This window comes from Streptomyces sp. NPDC050535 (assembly GCF_044457665.1).
GTDB lineage: Bacteria > Actinomycetota > Actinomycetes > Streptomycetales > Streptomycetaceae > Streptomyces.
The window spans coordinates 52987-70195 of record NZ_JBITHE010000007.1 but is presented as its reverse complement, the minus strand read 5'-3'; the positions used below and the strand labels follow the sequence as shown (position 1 = coordinate 70195).

General features: G+C 71.5%; 13 protein-coding genes. 4 read left to right on the top strand and 9 right to left on the bottom strand.

The features are described from left to right. The first annotated feature begins 151 nt into the window (after positions 1–151). On the top strand, positions 152–2683 hold the full coding sequence (locus ACIBLC_RS17750; RefSeq protein ID WP_399211880.1) for an ATP-binding protein: 2532 nt from the start codon (positions 152–154) through the stop codon (positions 2681–2683). A gap of 65 nt (positions 2684–2748) precedes the next feature. Here the strand turns inward: ACIBLC_RS17750 and nucS are convergent, their stop codons facing one another. Beyond that, on the bottom strand, positions 2749–3420 hold the full coding sequence (nucS, locus tag ACIBLC_RS17745) for an endonuclease NucS (RefSeq protein WP_399211879.1): 672 nt from the start codon (positions 3418–3420) through the stop codon (positions 2749–2751). Between the two features lie 243 nt (positions 3421–3663). Between nucS and ACIBLC_RS17740 the strand changes: the two genes are divergently transcribed. Further along, positions 3664–4056 carry an SCO5389 family protein gene (locus tag ACIBLC_RS17740; RefSeq protein ID WP_383681158.1) on the top strand — a complete coding sequence of 131 codons (393 nt, stop codon included), beginning with the start codon at positions 3664–3666 and terminating at the stop codon, positions 4054–4056. Positions 4057–4235: 179 nt separating this feature from the next. Here ACIBLC_RS17740 and ACIBLC_RS17735 read toward each other — a convergent pair whose 3' ends face one another. Then, positions 4236–5264, bottom strand: coding sequence for an LLM class flavin-dependent oxidoreductase (locus ACIBLC_RS17735; protein ID WP_399211878.1), 1029 nt, complete (start codon positions 5262–5264; stop codon positions 4236–4238). Between the two features lie 221 nt (positions 5265–5485). Here ACIBLC_RS17735 and ACIBLC_RS17730 point away from each other — a divergent pair, with 221 nt between their 5' ends. Then, on the top strand, positions 5486–5818 hold the full coding sequence (locus ACIBLC_RS17730) for an ATP/GTP-binding protein (RefSeq protein ID WP_399211877.1): 333 nt from the start codon (positions 5486–5488) through the stop codon (positions 5816–5818). A 25-nt stretch (positions 5819–5843) separates the two neighbouring features. Here ACIBLC_RS17730 and ACIBLC_RS17725 read toward each other — a convergent pair whose 3' ends face one another. The 3 genes from ACIBLC_RS17725 to ACIBLC_RS17715 all read right to left on the bottom strand — a co-directional run bounded on the left by ACIBLC_RS17725 (position 5844) and on the right by ACIBLC_RS17715 (position 9000). Then, positions 5844–6683 (bottom strand): ABC transporter permease, encoded by an 840-nt coding sequence (locus ACIBLC_RS17725; protein ID WP_399211875.1) that lies wholly within the window; start codon positions 6681–6683, stop codon positions 5844–5846. Then, complete coding sequence (locus ACIBLC_RS17720) at positions 6680–7924, bottom strand: ATP-binding cassette domain-containing protein (protein WP_399211874.1); 1245 nt, start codon at positions 7922–7924, stop codon at positions 6680–6682. Before ACIBLC_RS17720 ends, ACIBLC_RS17725 begins: the two co-directional genes overlap by 4 nt. 185 nt (positions 7925–8109) lie before the next feature. Further along, the gene (locus ACIBLC_RS17715; RefSeq protein ID WP_399211873.1) at positions 8110–9000 is read right to left on the bottom strand and encodes a hypothetical protein; all 891 of its coding nucleotides are present in this window, start codon (positions 8998–9000) and stop codon (positions 8110–8112) included. Between the two features lie 288 nt (positions 9001–9288). Between ACIBLC_RS17715 and ACIBLC_RS17710 the strand changes: the two genes are divergently transcribed. Continuing rightward, the gene (locus tag ACIBLC_RS17710; protein WP_399211872.1) at positions 9289–10200 is read left to right on the top strand and encodes a hypothetical protein; all 912 of its coding nucleotides are present in this window, start codon (positions 9289–9291) and stop codon (positions 10198–10200) included. Here the strand turns inward: ACIBLC_RS17710 and ACIBLC_RS17705 are convergent. The 4 genes from ACIBLC_RS17705 to scy form a co-directional block, all read right to left on the bottom strand. After that, the gene (locus ACIBLC_RS17705; protein ID WP_399211871.1) at positions 10181–10951 is read right to left on the bottom strand and encodes an ABC transporter permease; all 771 of its coding nucleotides are present in this window, start codon (positions 10949–10951) and stop codon (positions 10181–10183) included. The genes ACIBLC_RS17710 and ACIBLC_RS17705 overlap by 20 nt on opposite strands. A 2-nt stretch (positions 10952–10953) precedes the next feature. Further along, positions 10954–11955, bottom strand: a complete 1002-nt coding sequence (locus tag ACIBLC_RS17700) for an ABC transporter ATP-binding protein (protein ID WP_399211870.1) — start codon at positions 11953–11955, stop codon at positions 10954–10956. 207 nt (positions 11956–12162) lie between these two features. Next, on the bottom strand, positions 12163–13095 hold the full coding sequence (locus ACIBLC_RS17695; protein ID WP_399211869.1) for a cellulose-binding protein: 933 nt from the start codon (positions 13093–13095) through the stop codon (positions 12163–12165). Between the two features lie 183 nt (positions 13096–13278). Further along, the gene (gene scy, locus ACIBLC_RS17690; protein ID WP_399211868.1) at positions 13279–17127 is read right to left on the bottom strand and encodes a polarized growth protein Scy; all 3849 of its coding nucleotides are present in this window, start codon (positions 17125–17127) and stop codon (positions 13279–13281) included. Between the last annotated feature and the right edge of the window lie 82 nt (positions 17128–17209).

Below are 17209 nucleotides of genomic sequence, written 5' to 3'. Positions count from 1 at the left end.
CCCCGCCTGTTCGTAGATACTGTGCGAAGGTTTAGGGTTCGGCTGCCCGCCGACTGAAACCCTGGAGCGGGCACCGGACCAGAAGCGACAGCGCGGTGTGCAGCAAGGCCGGGAGGGGCTCGGCACACGACGCTTTTGGGGGGCTAGGAACATGGACCCGAACAACCGGGGACCCGAAGAGTACGGCCATGACGACGACGGCCAGGCGCCTCGCTCGCGCCCGCCACGCGAACCGCTCACGACCGACTTCGGGCAGCACGCGCCGGTGCTCGCCCGCACCGTTCAACTCGTCTCGGGCGACTTCCTGCTCACGGTCAACCCCGTCGACGGCAGCGAGATAGAGGCCTGCCCGCCGGGCGAGCGGCCACCGCGCCCGGTGAAGTACGGCGCGGAGGATCGCGCCGAACTGAGCCGCGCGACCCAGGCTCCCGTCCCGCCGGGCCCCGCCCAGCTCCGACTGCCGCTCCTGGAGCGCCAGGAGGAGCGCGAGCGGCTCGTACGCCTCCTCGCGCGCGGACGCTCGGTCCGCCTCACCGGCGCCGCCGGCTCGGGCCGCACCAGCCTGCTGGACGCCGTCGCCGACGACTGCGCGGACCTCGCCCCCGACGGTGTCGTACGCCTCTCCGGGTACCGGCGCACGGCGAGCGATGTGCTGTACGCGCTCTTCGCCGCCGTCTACGACGCTCCTCGGTACCGGCCCGAACGGGACGAACTGCTCCGGCTCGTCAACGAGATCGGCGCGGTCGTCGTCCTCGACGACGTGGAGTTCGGTGGTGCCCCGCTCGACGACCTGCTCGACGCGACCCCCGAGTGCGCCTTCCTGATCGCCGCGACACCCGACGTCCCCGCGCCGGCCGCCGACTCCCTCCTCGAAGAGGTGTTCCTCAGCGGCCTCGACCGCAGTGGCGGCCTCGAACTCCTGGAGCGGGCCGTCGGACGCGTCCTGACCGAGGAGGAGTCGAACTGGGCGGGCGACCTCTGGTTCGAGTCCGAAGGACTGCCACTGCGCTTCGTGCAGGCCGGCGCGCTGCTGCGGCAGCGGGACCAGCTCAGCGCCGCCGCGGGCGCCGTCGACGAGATCGGCGTCTTCCAGACCGTGCCGGCCGACGTGCCGTTCGACGCCGCCGACAAACCCGAGATCCCGCTGCCCTCGCTCGCCGAGGGCGCCGCGCCCGCCTCCCTGCTCGCCTCCCGGCTCAGCGAGTCGGCGCGCGCCACCCTGCGGTTCGCGATCGCGCTGAGCGGCGAGGTGCCCCACCAGGCGCATCTGCCCGCGCTCGTGGGCGACACCCACGCGGACGCCGCGCTCGCCGAACTGGTGGGCTGCGCGCTGGTCTCCCCGGTCGGCTCCCGCTACCGGCTCGCCGCCGGCGTGCAGGCCCAGCTCGAGGCCGCCGGATACGCGGACGACGCCCAGGCACAGGCACTCGCGGCGGCCCAGCACTACACCTGGTGGGCCGGGCACCCCTCGGTGACCCCGGAGCGGGTCTGCGCCGAGGCCGACGCGCTGCTCGCCGCGCTCGGCGTCCTGGTCCCGCTCGCCACGCCTCCGCAGGCCGAGGAGGACGAGAGCGACGCCGTACGGCTGGCTCGTACGGCCGCGCCCGCGTTCGCCGGCGGCCTGCACTGGAGCGCCTGGGAGCGCGCCCTGCGCTCCGGCGCCGAGGCTTCCCAGCTCTCCGGCGAGGTGTCCGAACAGGCCTACTTCCACCACGAGTTGGGCGTCCTCGCGCTCTGCGGCGGCCAGCTGGACCGGGCCCGCGTGGAGTTGGAGGCCTCCATCGGGCTGCGCGGCGCCCTCGCCGACAAGCGCGGCACGACCGCGGGCCGCCGTGCCCTCACCCTGGTCTCCGACCGCTCCGGAGCCGTCCTGTCCGGCGTCGGCGCGGCGGCGGGCGAGGAGGTGTCCGAGTCGCGGTACGAGGAGTCGGCGTCGCCTCCCGGCGGCGTACCGGCCGCTTTCCCGGCCGAACAGCCCGGTATACCCCCGACGTTGGTCACCCACCGCTCGGAGCCCGGCCACGCCACGAAGCGGGTGGGAGTCGCGAGCCGCCTGGTGAGCGGCACCCGGCGCAACCTGGTGGCCGCGGGCGCGGGCGCGCTGCTCGTCGCGGTGCTCGGCACCGTGGTGACGCTCGGCGCGACCTCGGACCCGAACAACAACACCCCGGCCGAGAAGGTCGGCGTCAACCCGTCGGCCACCCAGGGCGCCGCCGACGACAGCCTGGGCGCGGACAAGGCGAAGAAGGGCGGCGGCGACTCCGCCACGGGCGCCGTGAGTACGCCGACGGATCCGGGCCCCGACGGCACGTACGGGACTTCGGACGATCCGACGCCCACGGATGTCGGACGGCCTTCGGACGACCCGAGCGGGACGAAGGGTTCCAGCGGCCCGGCGACATCGCCGTCGAAGTCGCCCACGAAGTCGCCGACCCAGTCGCCCTCGCCGACGCCGACGGGCTCGTCGTCCGGCACGCCTTCGGGCACACCGTCGGAGTCGCCCAGCACGACGCCGACCCCGTCCCCGTCGGAGTCCGAGACCACTCCGGAGACCACTGACTCCGCCAGTGGCCCCATCTCCAGCGCCCCGGAGACCACCACCGCGGGCGCGTCGGAAGGCACCGCCACCAGCGCCCCGGCGAGCAGCGGCGAGGCCGGGTCGCCCAGTGGCACGGTGATCTGAGGCACCGAACGACAGGAGAGGGCCGGGTCCGCTGACGGACCCGGCCCTCTCACTTCGTCCTGCGGTCAGAACAGCCGCAGCTTGTCGTCCTCGATGCCGCGCATCGCGTTGTAGTCCAGAACGGTGCAGCCGATGCCGCGGTCGGTGGCGAGGACGCGGGCCTGCGGCTTGATCTCCTGGGCGGCGAAGATGCCGCGGACCGGCGCGAGGTGCGGGTCGCGGTTCAACAGCTCCAGATAGCGCGTGAGTTGCTCCACGCCGTCGATCTCGCCGCGCCGCTTGATCTCGATGGCGACGGTCCGGCCCTCGGCGTCCCGGCACAGGATGTCGACGGGTCCGATGGCCGTCATGTACTCGCGGCGGATGAGCGAGTAGCCCTCGCCGAGGGTCTCGATGCGGTCCGCGAGGAGTTCCTGGAGGTGTGCTTCCACGCCGTCCTTGATCAGGCCGGGGTCCACGCCGAGTTCGTGCGAGGAATCGTGGAGGATCTCCTCCATCGTGATGATGAGCTTCTCGCCCGCCTTGTTGATGACGGTCCAGACGCCCTCCTCGTCCCCCGAACCCTCCTTCAGAGTGCAGGGCGGCGACATCCAGTTGAGGGGCTTGTAGGCCCGGTCGTCCGCGTGGATCGAGACGCTGCCGTCCGCCTTCACGAGGATGAGGCGAGGGGCTGACGGGAGATGGGCGGTGAGCCGGCCCGCGTAGTCGACGGAGCAGCGGGCAATGACGAGACGCATGGTCGGCAACGCTACTCGACGGGCAGTGGTACACGCGATTCGCCCTGGAAGACGACTGTTCGGTCGTGGCTGATTGTGGGCCTAGTGGGAGTTCGCTATGTGCGCATTCTCCTGGTGCCGTCACCGTCCGTTGCTTACCGTATAAGCAGGAGGTCGCGGTGCGTGTACCCAGCGTGTTCGATGTCGCGAACTCCCTTCCCTGTCCGGCAACCCCCGAGGTCTGGGGGTGCGAGAGGAGAACCCATGTCGCTCGACGTCTCACCGGCCCTACTCGAAAAGGCCGAGCGAGGCGAGGTCGACGAAGCTGAATTCGTCGACTGCGTCCGGACCTCCCTGCCCTACGCATGGGAGATGATCAGCTCTTTGGTGGCCCAGCTGAAGGTGGACGGCGGCAACTTCGCCGACAACCAGACGCCCCCGCCGGACGAGCAGGCGCGTGGCCAGCTGCTGCGTGCGCTCGCGAGTGACGCGATACGCGGCGCGCTGCAGCGGCACTTCGGAGTGCGGCTCGCATTCCAGAACTGCCACCGGGTAGCGGTGTTTCCGCTGGACACCTCAGTGGACGACACGCTGGTGCGTTTCACCTCGGTGCGCAGCCAACTGCTGAACCAGTCACCCGAGTTCAGGGACTGCTGACGCGGAAACGCCGCACTGCTTGCCGCCCCGTACGCGGGAGGTGCATCTGTACGGGGCGGCAAGCTCCCGCGAATCCGGCCCGCCGGCCGGCCGCACGAGGCCCACGACCGGCCCGCAGGCGGCTCCTCGACCGGCCTGTACGCGGCCCGTCGGCCTACGCGGCTCCCGGTTCCGGGCGGTCACCGGAGCTGGGGGAGTACCTCGGAGCCGAGCCTGCGGACGTTCTCCTCGGTGGCCGCCAGGTCCCCCGAACCCTCCACGAGCAGGGCGAAGCGTGAGATGCCGGTGCGTTCCGAGGTCGCGGCCAGCCGGTCGGCGCACAGCCGGGGGGTGCCCACCGGGTGCAGCCCGCAGAGGAGTTCGGTGTACGCCAGCGGGTCCCGCATCGTACGGGCGCGGCCGTCGACCGTCACATGGGCCTCGAGTCCCTGCTTCAGCCAGCCCGGCATCGACTTGAGGAGCGTCTCGACGGCGTCGGTGCGACGGTCCGCGAGCTGGCAGACGCCGGCCGACACGTGCGCCGCCGCGAAGATCTCGTCGGACGGCCGCCCGGCCACGCGCGCGTACTGCCGCCACAGGGACACCATTTCGGCCTTCTCCTCGTCCCCGACATGCATCCCGAGGAGCATCGGCAGTCCGCGCTCGGCCGCGAGCCGCACGCTCGCCGGTGAGGTGCAGGCGACGACCACTTCGGGGCCCGGCGCGCGGCCCAGTGACTCCGACGGCCTTGGCACGACGGCGACTTCACGGAAACCGAACCGCTCCCCGGTGCCCGCCACCGACGGCTCGCGCAGCCAGCGCATCAGCAGATCGAGCGATTCCGGGAACCCCTCCTCGTACGCCCCGAGACCCGAGCCGAATACCTCCAGGTCGACCCAGGGGCCGCCGCGCCCCACGCCCAGCGAGAACCGTCCGCCGGACGTCACATGCAGCAGCGCCGCCTGTTCGCCGAGGGCCACCGGGTGCACGGTGGGCAGGACGCTCACCGCGGTGCCGACCCGGATCCGCTGGGTACGGCCGAGCAGCAGGGCCGCGAGAGTGATCGCCGACGGGCAGGTGCCGTACGGGACGAAGTGGTGCTCGGCCAGCCAGACCGAGTCGAGCCCGGCCTCCTCGGCGACCTCGGCCGACCGCACCGCGCGGTGCAGGGCCTCCCCCTGGCCCTGGCCCGGGAACTGGGCGGCCAGTACAAAACTTCCAACGTGCATCGTGCTTTCCCGCTTCCTTGGCTCCGACGCGGAGCTCCCCCACCGGCATAACCACCCGACACGTGCCGAGGACACGGCCTGTCGGAGAGATTTGCGGATTGTCTGCAAAATGGGCCGACGGGAGGGCGATCTGTGCGGTTTGGCGGGGTACGCATACCCCTGTGTGTGCCGCGTAGGCTGGACGTGGCCCCTGCTCCTTGTATAGCTCCGTGAGGTGTCCTGTGTCCCCGCGTCGCAACCGTCCGAAGGGCGCAGGCCTGTCCGGCCCGAGCCCGGCCCCGGACGACGGCGGCCGCTACGGCGGCTTCCAGTCCACGGAGAGCTGGCAGGGCGAGGAATGGAGCGTGCGTCATGTGGCGGGCGCGAGCGCCCAGGGCAAGACCTACCGCTGCCCGGGCTGCGACCAGATGATCCCCTCCGGTGTCCCGCACGTGGTGGCCTGGCCCGAGCACTCCGGTGTCGACGAGCGCCGGCACTGGCACAAGTCCTGCTGGAACGCCAAGGACCGCCGCACCTCTCGGGTGCAGCGGTCCCGTAACGCGCCCAGGTTCTAGGCGACTTCACCCACCCCGGCCGTCGTCAGACGTCCCGGCGCTCGAGGAGCACGAAGGCGCCGAGGATCGCCGCGGCCGTCAGCACGGCGAGCAGGCCGAGCTGCGAGCCGCCCGTGCCGTTCTCGGAGTCCAGACGGAAGATCTTGGCGAGGGCGTTGGGAGCGGCGTACTCCATCATCTTGTTGCCGATCGTCTGAAGGCTCTCGGACATCAGCAGGAACGCGGGCATGATCGCGGGCACCAGCACCAGGCCGAGCATCGCGGTGATCGCGCCCGCCGAGTGACGCAGCATCGAGCCGACCGCCAGCGCGCAGGTGCCGAGCAGCGAGACGTACAGCGCGCCCATGAGCACCGTGCCGCCCCACGACACCTCGGACGAGCCGCTGTGCATCCCCGAGGTGAAGAGGCCGACCAGCCCGATCGCGAAGGCCGACACGGCGAACGCCACCGCGAAGAAGATGATCAGCTTCGCGGCGAACACCCGGTGGCGCTGCGGCGAGGCCGTGAACGTCGTACGGATCATGCCCGTCCCGTACTCGGACGAGACCACCAGGACGCCCAGGGTGATCAGGCAGATCTGCCCGAGGATCAGCCCGAAGAACGCCGGGATCGTGTACGGCACGTCGGCGTAGTCGTTGTTGTTGGTCTGGACGGCGACGAGGAAGCCGATGCCGACGACCAGCACCAGGAAGACGCCGAGCGTCCACATCGTGGAGCGTACCGACTTGATCTTCGTCCACTCGGAGGCGAGCGCGTGGCCCAGGTGGGTGCGCGTGACCGGGATCGGCGAGGTGTACGAAGCGCCGATGGCCGCCTGCCAGTCGGGTGCGGCCTGCTGCTGCATCGGGGGCTGGGGCGTACTCATCGGGCGTCCTCGGGCTTGGTCAGGTCGGGGGCGGCGGCTGCGGGAGCCTGGGGTGCGGACTGGGCGTACGGGTTGGCGTTCGCGGTGGGGGGCGCCGCGCCGGCCGGGGCGCTGTACGGGCCCGGCTGAGCCGCGCCGGGAGCACCCGGCGCGCCGTACGGACCCGGCTGCGGCTGGTCCTGCGGCATCGCGAACGGCTGCCCGCCGCCCTGCTGCGGCGGCGGCGGTGCGTACCAGCTCGGCTGGCCCTGGCCCGGCACCGGCATCTGCGGCGGCGGCATCGCTCCCGGCGGCAGCTGCTGCTGGAGCCCGGCCCTCTGGTCGGTGCTGGAGCGGTAGTCGACGGCGCCCTGCGTCATCCGCATGTACGCCTCCTCGAGCGAGGCCTGGTGCGGCGACAGCTCCCACAGCCGTACGTCGGCGGAGTGCGCGAGGTCGCTGATCTGCGGCAGCCGCAGCCCCATGACGCGCAGCGCGCCGTCCTGCTCGGGCAGCACCTGTCCGCCCGCCTCGGTCAGCGCGGACGTCAGCTTCTCGCGCTGCTGCGGCTCGGTGTCCGGGGTGCGGACCCGGGCGAAGTCGGCCGAGTTGTGCGAGATGAAGTCCTTGATGTTGCTGTCCGCGAGGAGCTGTCCGCGGCCGATCACGATCAAGTGGTCCGCGGTCAGCGCCATCTCGCTCATCAGGTGCGAGGAGACGAAGACCGTACGGCCCTCCGCGGCGAGGGACTTCATCAGGTTGCGGACCCAGAGGATGCCCTCGGGGTCGAGCCCGTTGACCGGCTCGTCGAAGAGCAGCACCTGCGGGTCGCCGAGCAGCGCGGCCGCGATGCCGAGCCGCTGGCCCATGCCGAGCGAGAAGCCCTTGGAGCGCTTTCGTGCCACGTCCTGGAGGCCGACCACACCCAGAACCTCGTCCACGCGGCGGGCCGGGATGCCGGACAGCTGGGCGAGGCAGAGGAGGTGGCTGCGGGCGCTCCGGCCGCCGTGCACGGCCTTGGCGTCGAGGAGCGCGCCGACCTGACGGGGTGCGTTCGGCAGCTTGCGGTACGGGAAGCCGCCGATCGTCACCTGCCCGGAGCTGGGGTTGTCGAGGCCGAGGATCATCCGCATCGTCGTCGACTTGCCCGAGCCGTTGGGCCCGAGGAAGCCGGTGACGGCACCTGGCCTCACCTGGAAGGAAAGGTTGTACACGGCTGTCTTGGCGCCATAGCGCTTCGTCAGGCCGACTGCCTCGATCATGCTCCGCACCCATCGAAAGGTTCTGGACGTCTCGGACGTCGGGGCACACGCCCCCGTAAGGGTTAGGAGGATATCGGTGCGCTGACGGTTCCACTCAAAAGAAAGTAAAACAGCGCAGGTCAAGCGGCTTGCTTGGCAGGTACGCGTCTGCCCTGGTCAGAGGTGGAAGCGGGGCCGGGAGCCGGTCAGAAACGGGTCGGGAGCGAGTCGTCCAGCGGGGGCAGGTCGTCGTACAGCCGGAGCTCGGCCGCTTCGTCGACGTACGGCAGGAAGTCGGTCTGCGGCAGCACCCAGCCCTCCTCGCCGAAGACCAGCGTGCCCCGCTCGCGCAGCGAGGAGTTGCTCCCGGCGCGGCGCACCCAGGTCGCCGGGTCGGGCCCGAGCAGGTTGCGCAGCCGGGCGGAGCCGGCGAGCAGCGCGGCGAGCAGCGCGGACTGGTCGCCGCCGCCGGGACGCGGGTGACCGGTCTCCGGGTCGGCGAGCACGCCGTGCGCGCTGAAGTAGATGTACGCGGCGCCGAGCCGCTCCCCGGACGGCATGGTCATCTCGAACGCGTCGCCGGGGAGTATCGCCCGCCGGTAGTCCGGGAACTCGGTGTCGTCGACCGCCTTGAGCTGCGTCGAGTCCAGCCAGGTGACGACGAGCGTGGTCCGCGCGTCCCGGTCGACGTACGGCGTGCCCGCCACGTACCCCGCGGGGCTGATGTGCCCCGAGCAGCCGACGCCGATGCCGCGCACCTCCACCGGCACCATCGGCACGGTCGCCGGGATGCCCAGCCGGGTGAGCTTGTGGGCGACCTGGCCGGGGGAGGCGTTCGAGCCGACGGCGATGACCGGGTGGCGGCGCCCGGCGGTGACCTGGCCGAGGCCGGCGAGGGTCTCGTCGAGGCGCTGTGACTCCTCCCGCTCCTCCACGAACCACTCGCCGAGCCGCAGCGGCCGGACGTCGAGATGCAGCAGCTCGCCCCCGGTCAGCAGGGACGGCTCGGTGGTGGGGCGGCCCGGATACGTGAGCGGCTGTTTGGCCGGCACGTCGTCCAGGCCCAGAGCTTGGAGGCTTCGGTCCTTCGTCGTCACGGTGACGCCCTTCGGGGGTGGTCGCGCGATACGGGCACAGCGTTCCACGCGATGTCTACCCGGGGTGGGCCCGGGTCTCGCCCGTATGAGCGGGGTTGGCCGGAACGAACACCGGGAATCATGCCGTGCCATTGTACGAGTGGTCGCGAAATCGGTTACAGGAGTTGTGAGTTGAGCTTACTGAGAAGTGGACCGGGTCGCTGGCGGCAGCCCGCGGGGCGCCGGGCACATCCGCGTTTTCGTACGTCCGTTCGCTGGTGGATCGCCGGACGCAGCGTCCACGCCCTGATGCTGATGACCCTCGGCGCGCTGGCCGGGCTCTCCGTCGTCGTCGCGGCGCTGTGGACGATGACGGAACACTCGCCGCGGTCGATGGAGCAGCGCTTCTCCAGCGTGGAGCGGCTCTTCGACCTCAGTCTCACGGTGCTGCGCGCCTGTGTGGGGACCGACAACCTCGAACCGGAGGCGGACAGCACCGCGCACCAGCTGCTCGCCACCTTCGCCTCGGTCACTGGTGCCCTGGCGCCCGCGGTGCTCCTGGGGATCGTGCTCATCAAGCTGTTCGCGTTGCGGCCGTTCGTCTGGCGGCAGCGGGCCAGCGTCTCGCACGCCTGGACCGCGGACTTCCCCGGCTACTCGCGAAACCACGCGGACAGCGAGGACGCGATCATCGCCGTCCGTTTCTACAACCGCTTCGACAACCTCTCGGTCGTGGATCTGCGGGCCCGCGCCCACCTGCGCTATCTGGAACGCTCGCCGCACGACGGCAGCCTGGTCATCTACAAGCAGTGGCTGAGGGTGCTGGACGCGAAGGGGGAGCCGGCGGACGAGCGGTCCTGGCTCGCGGTCGAGCGCGGGGCGCCCTTCACGGTGTGGATACCGGTGGAGGCGCCGGTGGCCGAGCTGCCGTTCCGGCACATCCAGGGCAAGGACCTGGCGGGGTCGCACGGCGTGAAGCTGCTCGTGCGGCTCACGGCGCGGACCGTGGGCCTGGGCACCGAGGTCGCCGACGAGCGCTGGTTCGACCTGGACGCCGGCGACTTCGAACTCGGCCGTTTCGTACCGCTCCAGCCGGACCTGGAGAAGGAGGTCTGGCACTGGGAGGGATGGTCGGACTTCGACGGCGTACTGGAGGCCCGGCCGGACGGCGGTGACCCCCCGTCTCCCGCGCGCCCGGACCCTACGCGTCCCGCTTCTTGAGCAGGGCGTAGCCCCCGACGACGGCCACCGCCACCCAGGCGACCATGATCGCGAGGCCGCCCCAGGGACCGTACGGAGTGTCGTCGTCGATGGGGGTGACGACCTGCATGATCCTGCTGCCGGCCTGGTCGGGGAGGTACTGGCCGATCTTCTTGGTGGCGGAGACGTTGCCGAGGATGTTGGAGATCAGGAAGAAGAACGGCATCAGGATGCCGAGGGAGAGCATCGGGCTGCGCAGCATCGTCGCGACGCCCATGGAGAAGACGGCGATGAGCGTCATGTAGAGGCCGCCGCCGATCACCGCGCGCAGCACTCCGGGGTCGCCGATCGACGCCTTGTGCGAGCCGAGCATCGCCTGCCCCAGGAAGAAGGCGACGAAGCTGGTGATGATGCCGACGACGAAGGAGAGGACCGTCGCCACCGCGATCTTGCTGAAGAGGAACGTGCCGCGCTGCGGGACGGCCGCGAGCGAGGTGCGGATCATGCCGGTGCTGTACTCGTTCGAGACGACGAGCACTCCGAACACGATCATCGCGAGCTGACCGAGACTCATGCCCGCGAAGCTGATGAACGTCGGGTCGAAGGACAGCTTGTCGTTCTCGCTCAGATTGTCGAAGTCGTTCTTGGACAGCAGCGAGATCAGGATGCCGAGGGCGATCGTGACGACCGCGGCGAGACCGAGCGTCCAGATGGTGGACGCGACCGAGCGGATCTTGGTCCACTCGGACTGCAGGACCTGCGTGGCCGCCATGCTCAGCCCCTCTTCCAGTCGTCGCCCCACTGGTGCTGGGGTGGTGGCGGGGTGCCCGGGTGCGGGGTGCCCGCGAGGCCGGCTTCCGGATCGGGGGCGTCCGTGTGCGCGTGGTACTCCACCGACTCCGCGGTGAGCTGCATGAACGCCTCTTCCAGGGATGCCTGCTGGGGACTGAGCTCGTGCAGCACGACCTGGTGCCGGGCGGCCAGCTCCCCGATGTGCTCCGGCTTGGAGCCGTCCACCTCCAGCGTGCCGGCGCCCGTCTCGACGACGGTGATCCCGGCACTGTGCAGCACGTCGAGGAAGCGCTCGCGCTGGGGGGTGCGGATCCGGACGTAGGACCGCGAGTTCTGCCGGATGAAGTCCGCCATGGAGGTGTCGGCGAGCAGCCGGCCCTGGCCGATGACGACGAGGTGGTCGGCGGTCAGCGCCATCTCGCTCATCAGGTGACTCGACACGAAGACGGTGCGGCCCTGCGACGCGAGGGACTTCATCAGGTTGCGGATCCAGTGGATGCCCTCGGGGTCGAGCCCGTTGACCGGCTCGTCGAACATCAGGATCCGCGGGTCGCCGAGCAGCGCCCCCGCGATACCGAGCCGCTGGCCCATGCCGAGCGAGAACCCCTTGGCCTTCTTCTTTGCCACCGCGGTCAGCCCGACCGTGTCGAGGACCTCGTGCACCCGCGCCTTGGAGATGCCGTTGCTCTGCGCGAGGCAGAGGAGGTGGTTGAAGGCGCTGCGTCCGCCGTGCATGGCCTTGGCGTCGAGCAGGGCGCCGATGTACTTCAGCGGGTCCTTGAGGCGGTCGTAGTGCTGCCCGTCGATCCGCACGTCGCCCGCGGTGGGCCGGTCGAGCCCGAGCATCATCCGCATGGTCGTGGACTTGCCGGCGCCGTTGGGGCCGAGGAACCCCGTCACGATTCCCGGTCTGACGGCGAAGGTGAGGTTGTTGACCGCCACCTTGTCGCCGTACCGCTTGGTCAGCCCCTCGAGCTCGATCATGCGGCCACGCTAAGACGGGCGTTGCGCCTGTGCCACTTGGGCGAAGGTGTTTTTGCCCCCTGTTCACCGTGCCCGGTCCGCGACGCCATGTGCGTACGCCCGTCGCGTCATCGCGCGTACGACCACCCCGTCATCGTGCGTACGGCGACGGCCCGCACCCCCGAGAAGAGGGTGCGGGCCGTCGCCGATGCGAACGACTACCGGGAACTACCGGGACTGCTGAGCCGGTACCCCACGCGAGATCGGCTCGTCCTCGGCCGGAGTGGCGGCAGCCACCGCGGCGCCCGTGAGCGTCGCGAGCATCTCGCGGACGTTCGTGAGCTGGGCGTTGATCGAGTCGCGGCGGTTCGTCAGAGCCGCCAGCTCGCGCTCGGACTCCGAGCGGATGCGGTCGGCCTTGGCGTTCGCGTCGGCCACGATGTCCTCGGACTGGCGCTGAGCCGTCTCCACCGTCTGACGGGCGCGGCGCTCGGCGTCCGTGCGCAGCTTCTCGGCCTCCAGGCGGAGCTGCTCCGCGCGGTGCTCGATCTCCGCGAGACGCTTCTCCGCCTTGGCCTGGCGGGAAGCCAGGTCACGCTCGGACTGCTCACGCCGCTTGGCGAGGTTCGTCTCGAAGTCGGCGGCGGCCTGCGCGGCCTTGGCGCGGGTCTCCTCGAAGAGGGCGTCCGCCTCCTCGCGCTTGGACTGCGCGTCCTTCGTCGCCTCCTGGCGAAGCTGCGAGGCGTCGCCCTTGGCCTTCTCAAGGATCCGGACGCCCTCGTCCTCCGCCTTGGCCTTGCGGTCCGCGGAGAACGATTCCGCGTCGTTGCGGACCTGCTGGGCCGCCGACTCGGCGAGCTCGCGGTGCTGCTCAGAAGCGCGACGGGCCTCCTCTCGCAGGTCCTTCGCCTCCTCCTCGGCGAGGCGGAGGATCTTCTCGACGCGCGCGCCGAGCCCGGCGTACGACGGCTCGGCGTCGCTTACCTGGGCCTGGGCGTTCTGCGTCTCGAGGTGGAGTTCCTCAATGCGCTTTTCGAGAGCAGTGATACGGGCCAGAGCGCTGTCACGGTCGGAGACGAGCTTCGAAATGCGTTCGTCCACCTGAGCGCGGTCGTACCCACGCCGCACAAGCTCGAAGCCGTAGGGGGAAGTGTCGCTCATGGGGTTCCTGTCGAATGAGACCGGTGAGGTGATAGGTGGAATCCTAGGGGTCAAAGCGGTGTGTCATCGAGCGGATACGTGTTTGATCTGGAGAATGACACTCCTTTTGGGTGGCTACCTGTCGGAGTGCTTGCCAGAGCCTGTGTCAAAGGTCCCTACAAAGCATGGAATCGACGCTTATGGCTAGCCCTCTGACGCCTTGCCACCCGAACGAGTCGCACCCGCGGCGGCGCCGGCCTTGACTCCGGCGTCCTTGCCGACTGACGGTGCCTCAAAGGACTCCAACGCTTCCAGCACGTCCTGGACACGGGAGATCTCCGCATTGATGTCCTCGCGTCGCCGGACCAGGACATCGAGCTCGCGCTTGCCCTCCTCGACCGTGCGACGTGCCTCCTGCTCGGCGTCGGCCTTGATCTTCTCCGCCTCGGCGACCAGCGAGTTCTTCTTCTGCTCGGCCTCCTTGAGGAGACCCTCCGCCTTGCGTACGGCGGCGATCCGCACCTTGCTCGCCTCGGAGTTGGCCTCGGACACCAGGTCCTTGGCCTTCGCCTCGGCCTTGGCCAGCGACTCCTCGGCTGCCTTGATGAGCGCGTCGCACCGGTCGCCCGCCGCCCGCATCGTCTCGGCCGACTCGCGCCGGGCCCGCGCGTGCAGCGACTCGATCTCGGCGGTGATCCGGTCGCGCAGCTCCTCCGCGCGCTCCCTTATCGCGGTCGCGTCCCGGCGCGCGCCGACCAGCAGCTCGTCGGCGTCCGTACGGGCCCGCTCCACACGGGAGTTGCCCTGGACGGTCGCCTCGGAGACGAGCCGCTCCGCTTCGTTGCGCGCGGCGCCGACCATGCTGTCGGCCTGTGCCTCGGCGTCCGCCGTGGTCTTCTGCGCGGCCTGCTGGGACTCGGAGAGCAGCTTGTCGGCCTCCGACGCCGTCTCCGTGATGAGCGTGTCGACCTGCTCGGCGGCCTCGGAGCGCCGCTTGTTGGCCTCCTTGCGCGCCTCGTCCGTCGTCCGCTCGGCCTCCTCGCGCGCGGCCGACGTGACCCGCTCCGCCTCCGCCTCCGCCTCGGCCCTGATCCGCTGCGACTCGATGCGGATCCGCTCGGCCTGCTGCTGCGCGGAGCCGACCGTCGCCGCGGCCTCGGCACGCAGCCGCTCCGCGTCCCCGGTCGCGTCCGAGATGAGCTGCTCGGCCTTGGCCACGGACTCCGTCCGTACCCGCTCGGCCTCCGCGTTCGTCTCCACGGTGAGCCGCTCGGCCTCGGACCGCGACTCGTTGATGAGGGTGTCCGCCTGCGTGGCGGCGTCCGAACGGATCCGGTTCGCGTCCTCGCGGGCCTCGCCGCGCGTCCGTGAGGCGTCCTGTTCGGCGTTGGCGATGGTGTCGGACGCCTCGGTGCGGACGCGCTGGGCGTACTCGCTCGTCTCCGAACGCAGCCGCTCGGACTCCGCGATCGCCTCCGAAACCGTGCGCTCCGCCAGCGACTTGGCGGCCTCCGACTCCTCGGACGCCTCCCGCCGGATCCGGCCCGCGTCCTCGCTGGCCCGCTCCCGCTCCGCGTAGGCGTCGGCGCGGACCCGGTCGGCCTCCGCCTGCGCCTCGGTCCTGGTGCGGTCCGCCGCGTGCTCGGCCGCGGACCTGAGACCGGTGATCTCCTCCTGAGCCTGCTCGTGCAGCCCGGCCACCGAGTCGCGCACCTGCTGCGCGGTCTGCTCGGCGTTCGAGACCATCTCTGTCGCGCGCCGGTCGGCCTCCTCGACCAGGCGTACGGCCTCGGCCTGGGCCTCCTCCACCCGCTTGCGCGCGGACGCGAGCAGTTCCTCGCTCTGTCCGCGGGCCCGCTCACGCTCCTGGTCGGCCTCCTGGCGCGCCGACCCGAGCAGTTCCTCGGCCTCACGGCGGCGCCGTACGGCCTCCTCCTGCGCGGCGGCCAGCGCCTCGGCACCCTCGGCCGCCAGCCGCTCCGCCGCGGCCTGTGCCTCCGCCCGTACCCGGTCCGCGCTGTCCTGCGCCTCCGACTTCAGCCGCTCGGCCTCCGCCGCGGCCTCCGAACGCAGCCGTACGGCGATGTTCTCGCCCTCGGCGCGGGAGGCGGACGCGTCCGCCGCGGCCTCGTCGCGCAGCCGCTCGGCCTCCGCCTCGGCCTGTGCCCGGAGCATACGGAGCCGCTCGGCGGCCTCCGAACGCAGCCGGTCCGTCTCCTCCGCGGCCTCGCGGCGCAGCCGCTCGGCCTCCTCGCGGGCCTCGCCCAGCGCCTGCTCCGCCGAGGCGAGCCGCTGCTCGGCCTCGGCGTGCAGCCGGGTGAGCCCCTCGGCCGCCTCCTCGCGGCGGACCGCTATGGCCCGCTCGGTCTCCTCGCGCAGCGCCTCCGCGGCCCGCTCGGCGTCCGCCTTGACGCCCTCGGCCTGCTCCTCGGCCTCGGCGCGGTGCCGCTCGGCCTCCGTGCGGGTGCGCTCAAGGGTGTCCTCGGCCTGCCGGCGCAGCGTCGTGGCGCGCTCGATGGCCTCGGTGCGGACCCGCTCGCTGTCGGTCGTGGCGACCGACCGCAGCTCGTCCGCGTCCACCTTGGCCTTGGCGAGCAGCTCCTCGGCGGTCCTGGCCGCCTCCTCGATCTGCTGGACGGCCTCGCGCCGGGCCTCGCTGCGGATGCGCTCGCCCTCGGCGTTCGCGTCGCCGCGCAGCTGCTCGGCCTCGCCGCGCAGCCGGCGCGCCTCCTCCTGGAGCTCGACCGTCTTGGCGCGGTACTCCTTGGTGTCGTCCTTCGCCGTGCCCTTGAGCTGCTCGGCGATGTCGTGCGCCTCGGCGCGCAGCCGGTCCGCCTCGGCCTCGGCCTTGCCGCGGATCCGCTCGGCCTCCTCGGCGGCGGCCCTGGTGGTCGTCTTGGCTTCCTCGGACGCCCTGTTCAGTACGTCCTCGGCGGTACGGGCCGCCTTGGCGAGCTGGGACGCGGTCTCCTCGGCGGTGAGGCTGCGGGCGTTCTCCTCGGCCTCCGCGACGATCTTCTCGGCCCTGGTCCTGGCCTCGGCGACGACCTGTTCGGCGTCGGCCTTGGTCGTCTCGGCCTCCTGGTTGGCCTCGCTGACCAGCCGGGCGACCTGCTCCTTCGCCGTACGCATGCGCTGTTCGTTCGCCGACTCGGCGCCGGCCAGGGTCTTGGCCGCGGACTCCTTCGCCTCGGCGAGGGTCTTCTCCGCCTCGGCCCGCGCCTCACGCAGCGCCGTCTCGGCCTCGGTCGCGCGCTGCTCGGCGGTCCGGCTCAGCTCGGTGGCCTGGCGGCGGGCGGAGTCCGACTCGGTGGCCGTGGAGCTGCGCAGCCGCTCGGCGTGGTCGGTGGCCTCCTGGGCCTGGGTGGAGGCCGCGTTCAGCAGCCGCTCGGCGTCCGTGCGGGCCCGGCGCAGCAGCGCCTCGGCCTCGGCGCGGGCCGACTCGGCGTCCGCGTTCAGCCGCTGGCGGGCCTCGGCGGCGACCCGCTCGGCCTCCGCGCGGGCGGCGGCCAGCGACTGGTCGGCCTCGGCACGCGACTCCTCCAGGAGACGGCGGGCCTGCTGCTCGGTGCGGGCGCGCAACTGCTCCGCCCACGCCACGTTCTCGTTGACGTGCGACTCGACGGTCTGCCGGCGCTCGCCCAGCTCCTGGTCGAGCTGCTGGCGACGGGTGACCGCCTCCTGGTGCAGCTCCGCCTGGAGGCGGGCGGCCTGCTCGGCGTGCTCCTGGAGGATGCGCTGAGTCTGCGCGCGGGCCTGGCTCATCTCGCGCTCGGCGTCGGCGCGCAACTGGTCGGCCTGGATCTGCGCGTTACGAAGGAGCTGCTCGGCCTGGTAGCCGAGGTCACCGCCGTCGTAGGCAGGCCGGGTCGCCAGACTGCGGCGCGCCTCGTGCAGCTTGGCGCGCAGCACCTCGACTTGATAGCCGAGGTCCTCGGCGTGCTGGACGGCCTTCTCCCGCTCGGTCTTCAGCCGCTCCATCTCGGCCTCGAACCGAGAGAGATGGTCGACGTCAGCCGCCGGCTCTCGCTCCTGGCGTTCGTAGCCCCGCACTGCGCGGTCCCATCCGTCCCCTGGTCGCAAGTCTCTCCAAACGAGCCCCGTCCATCCGCCGAACGGGGCCCCCGGGGAATGG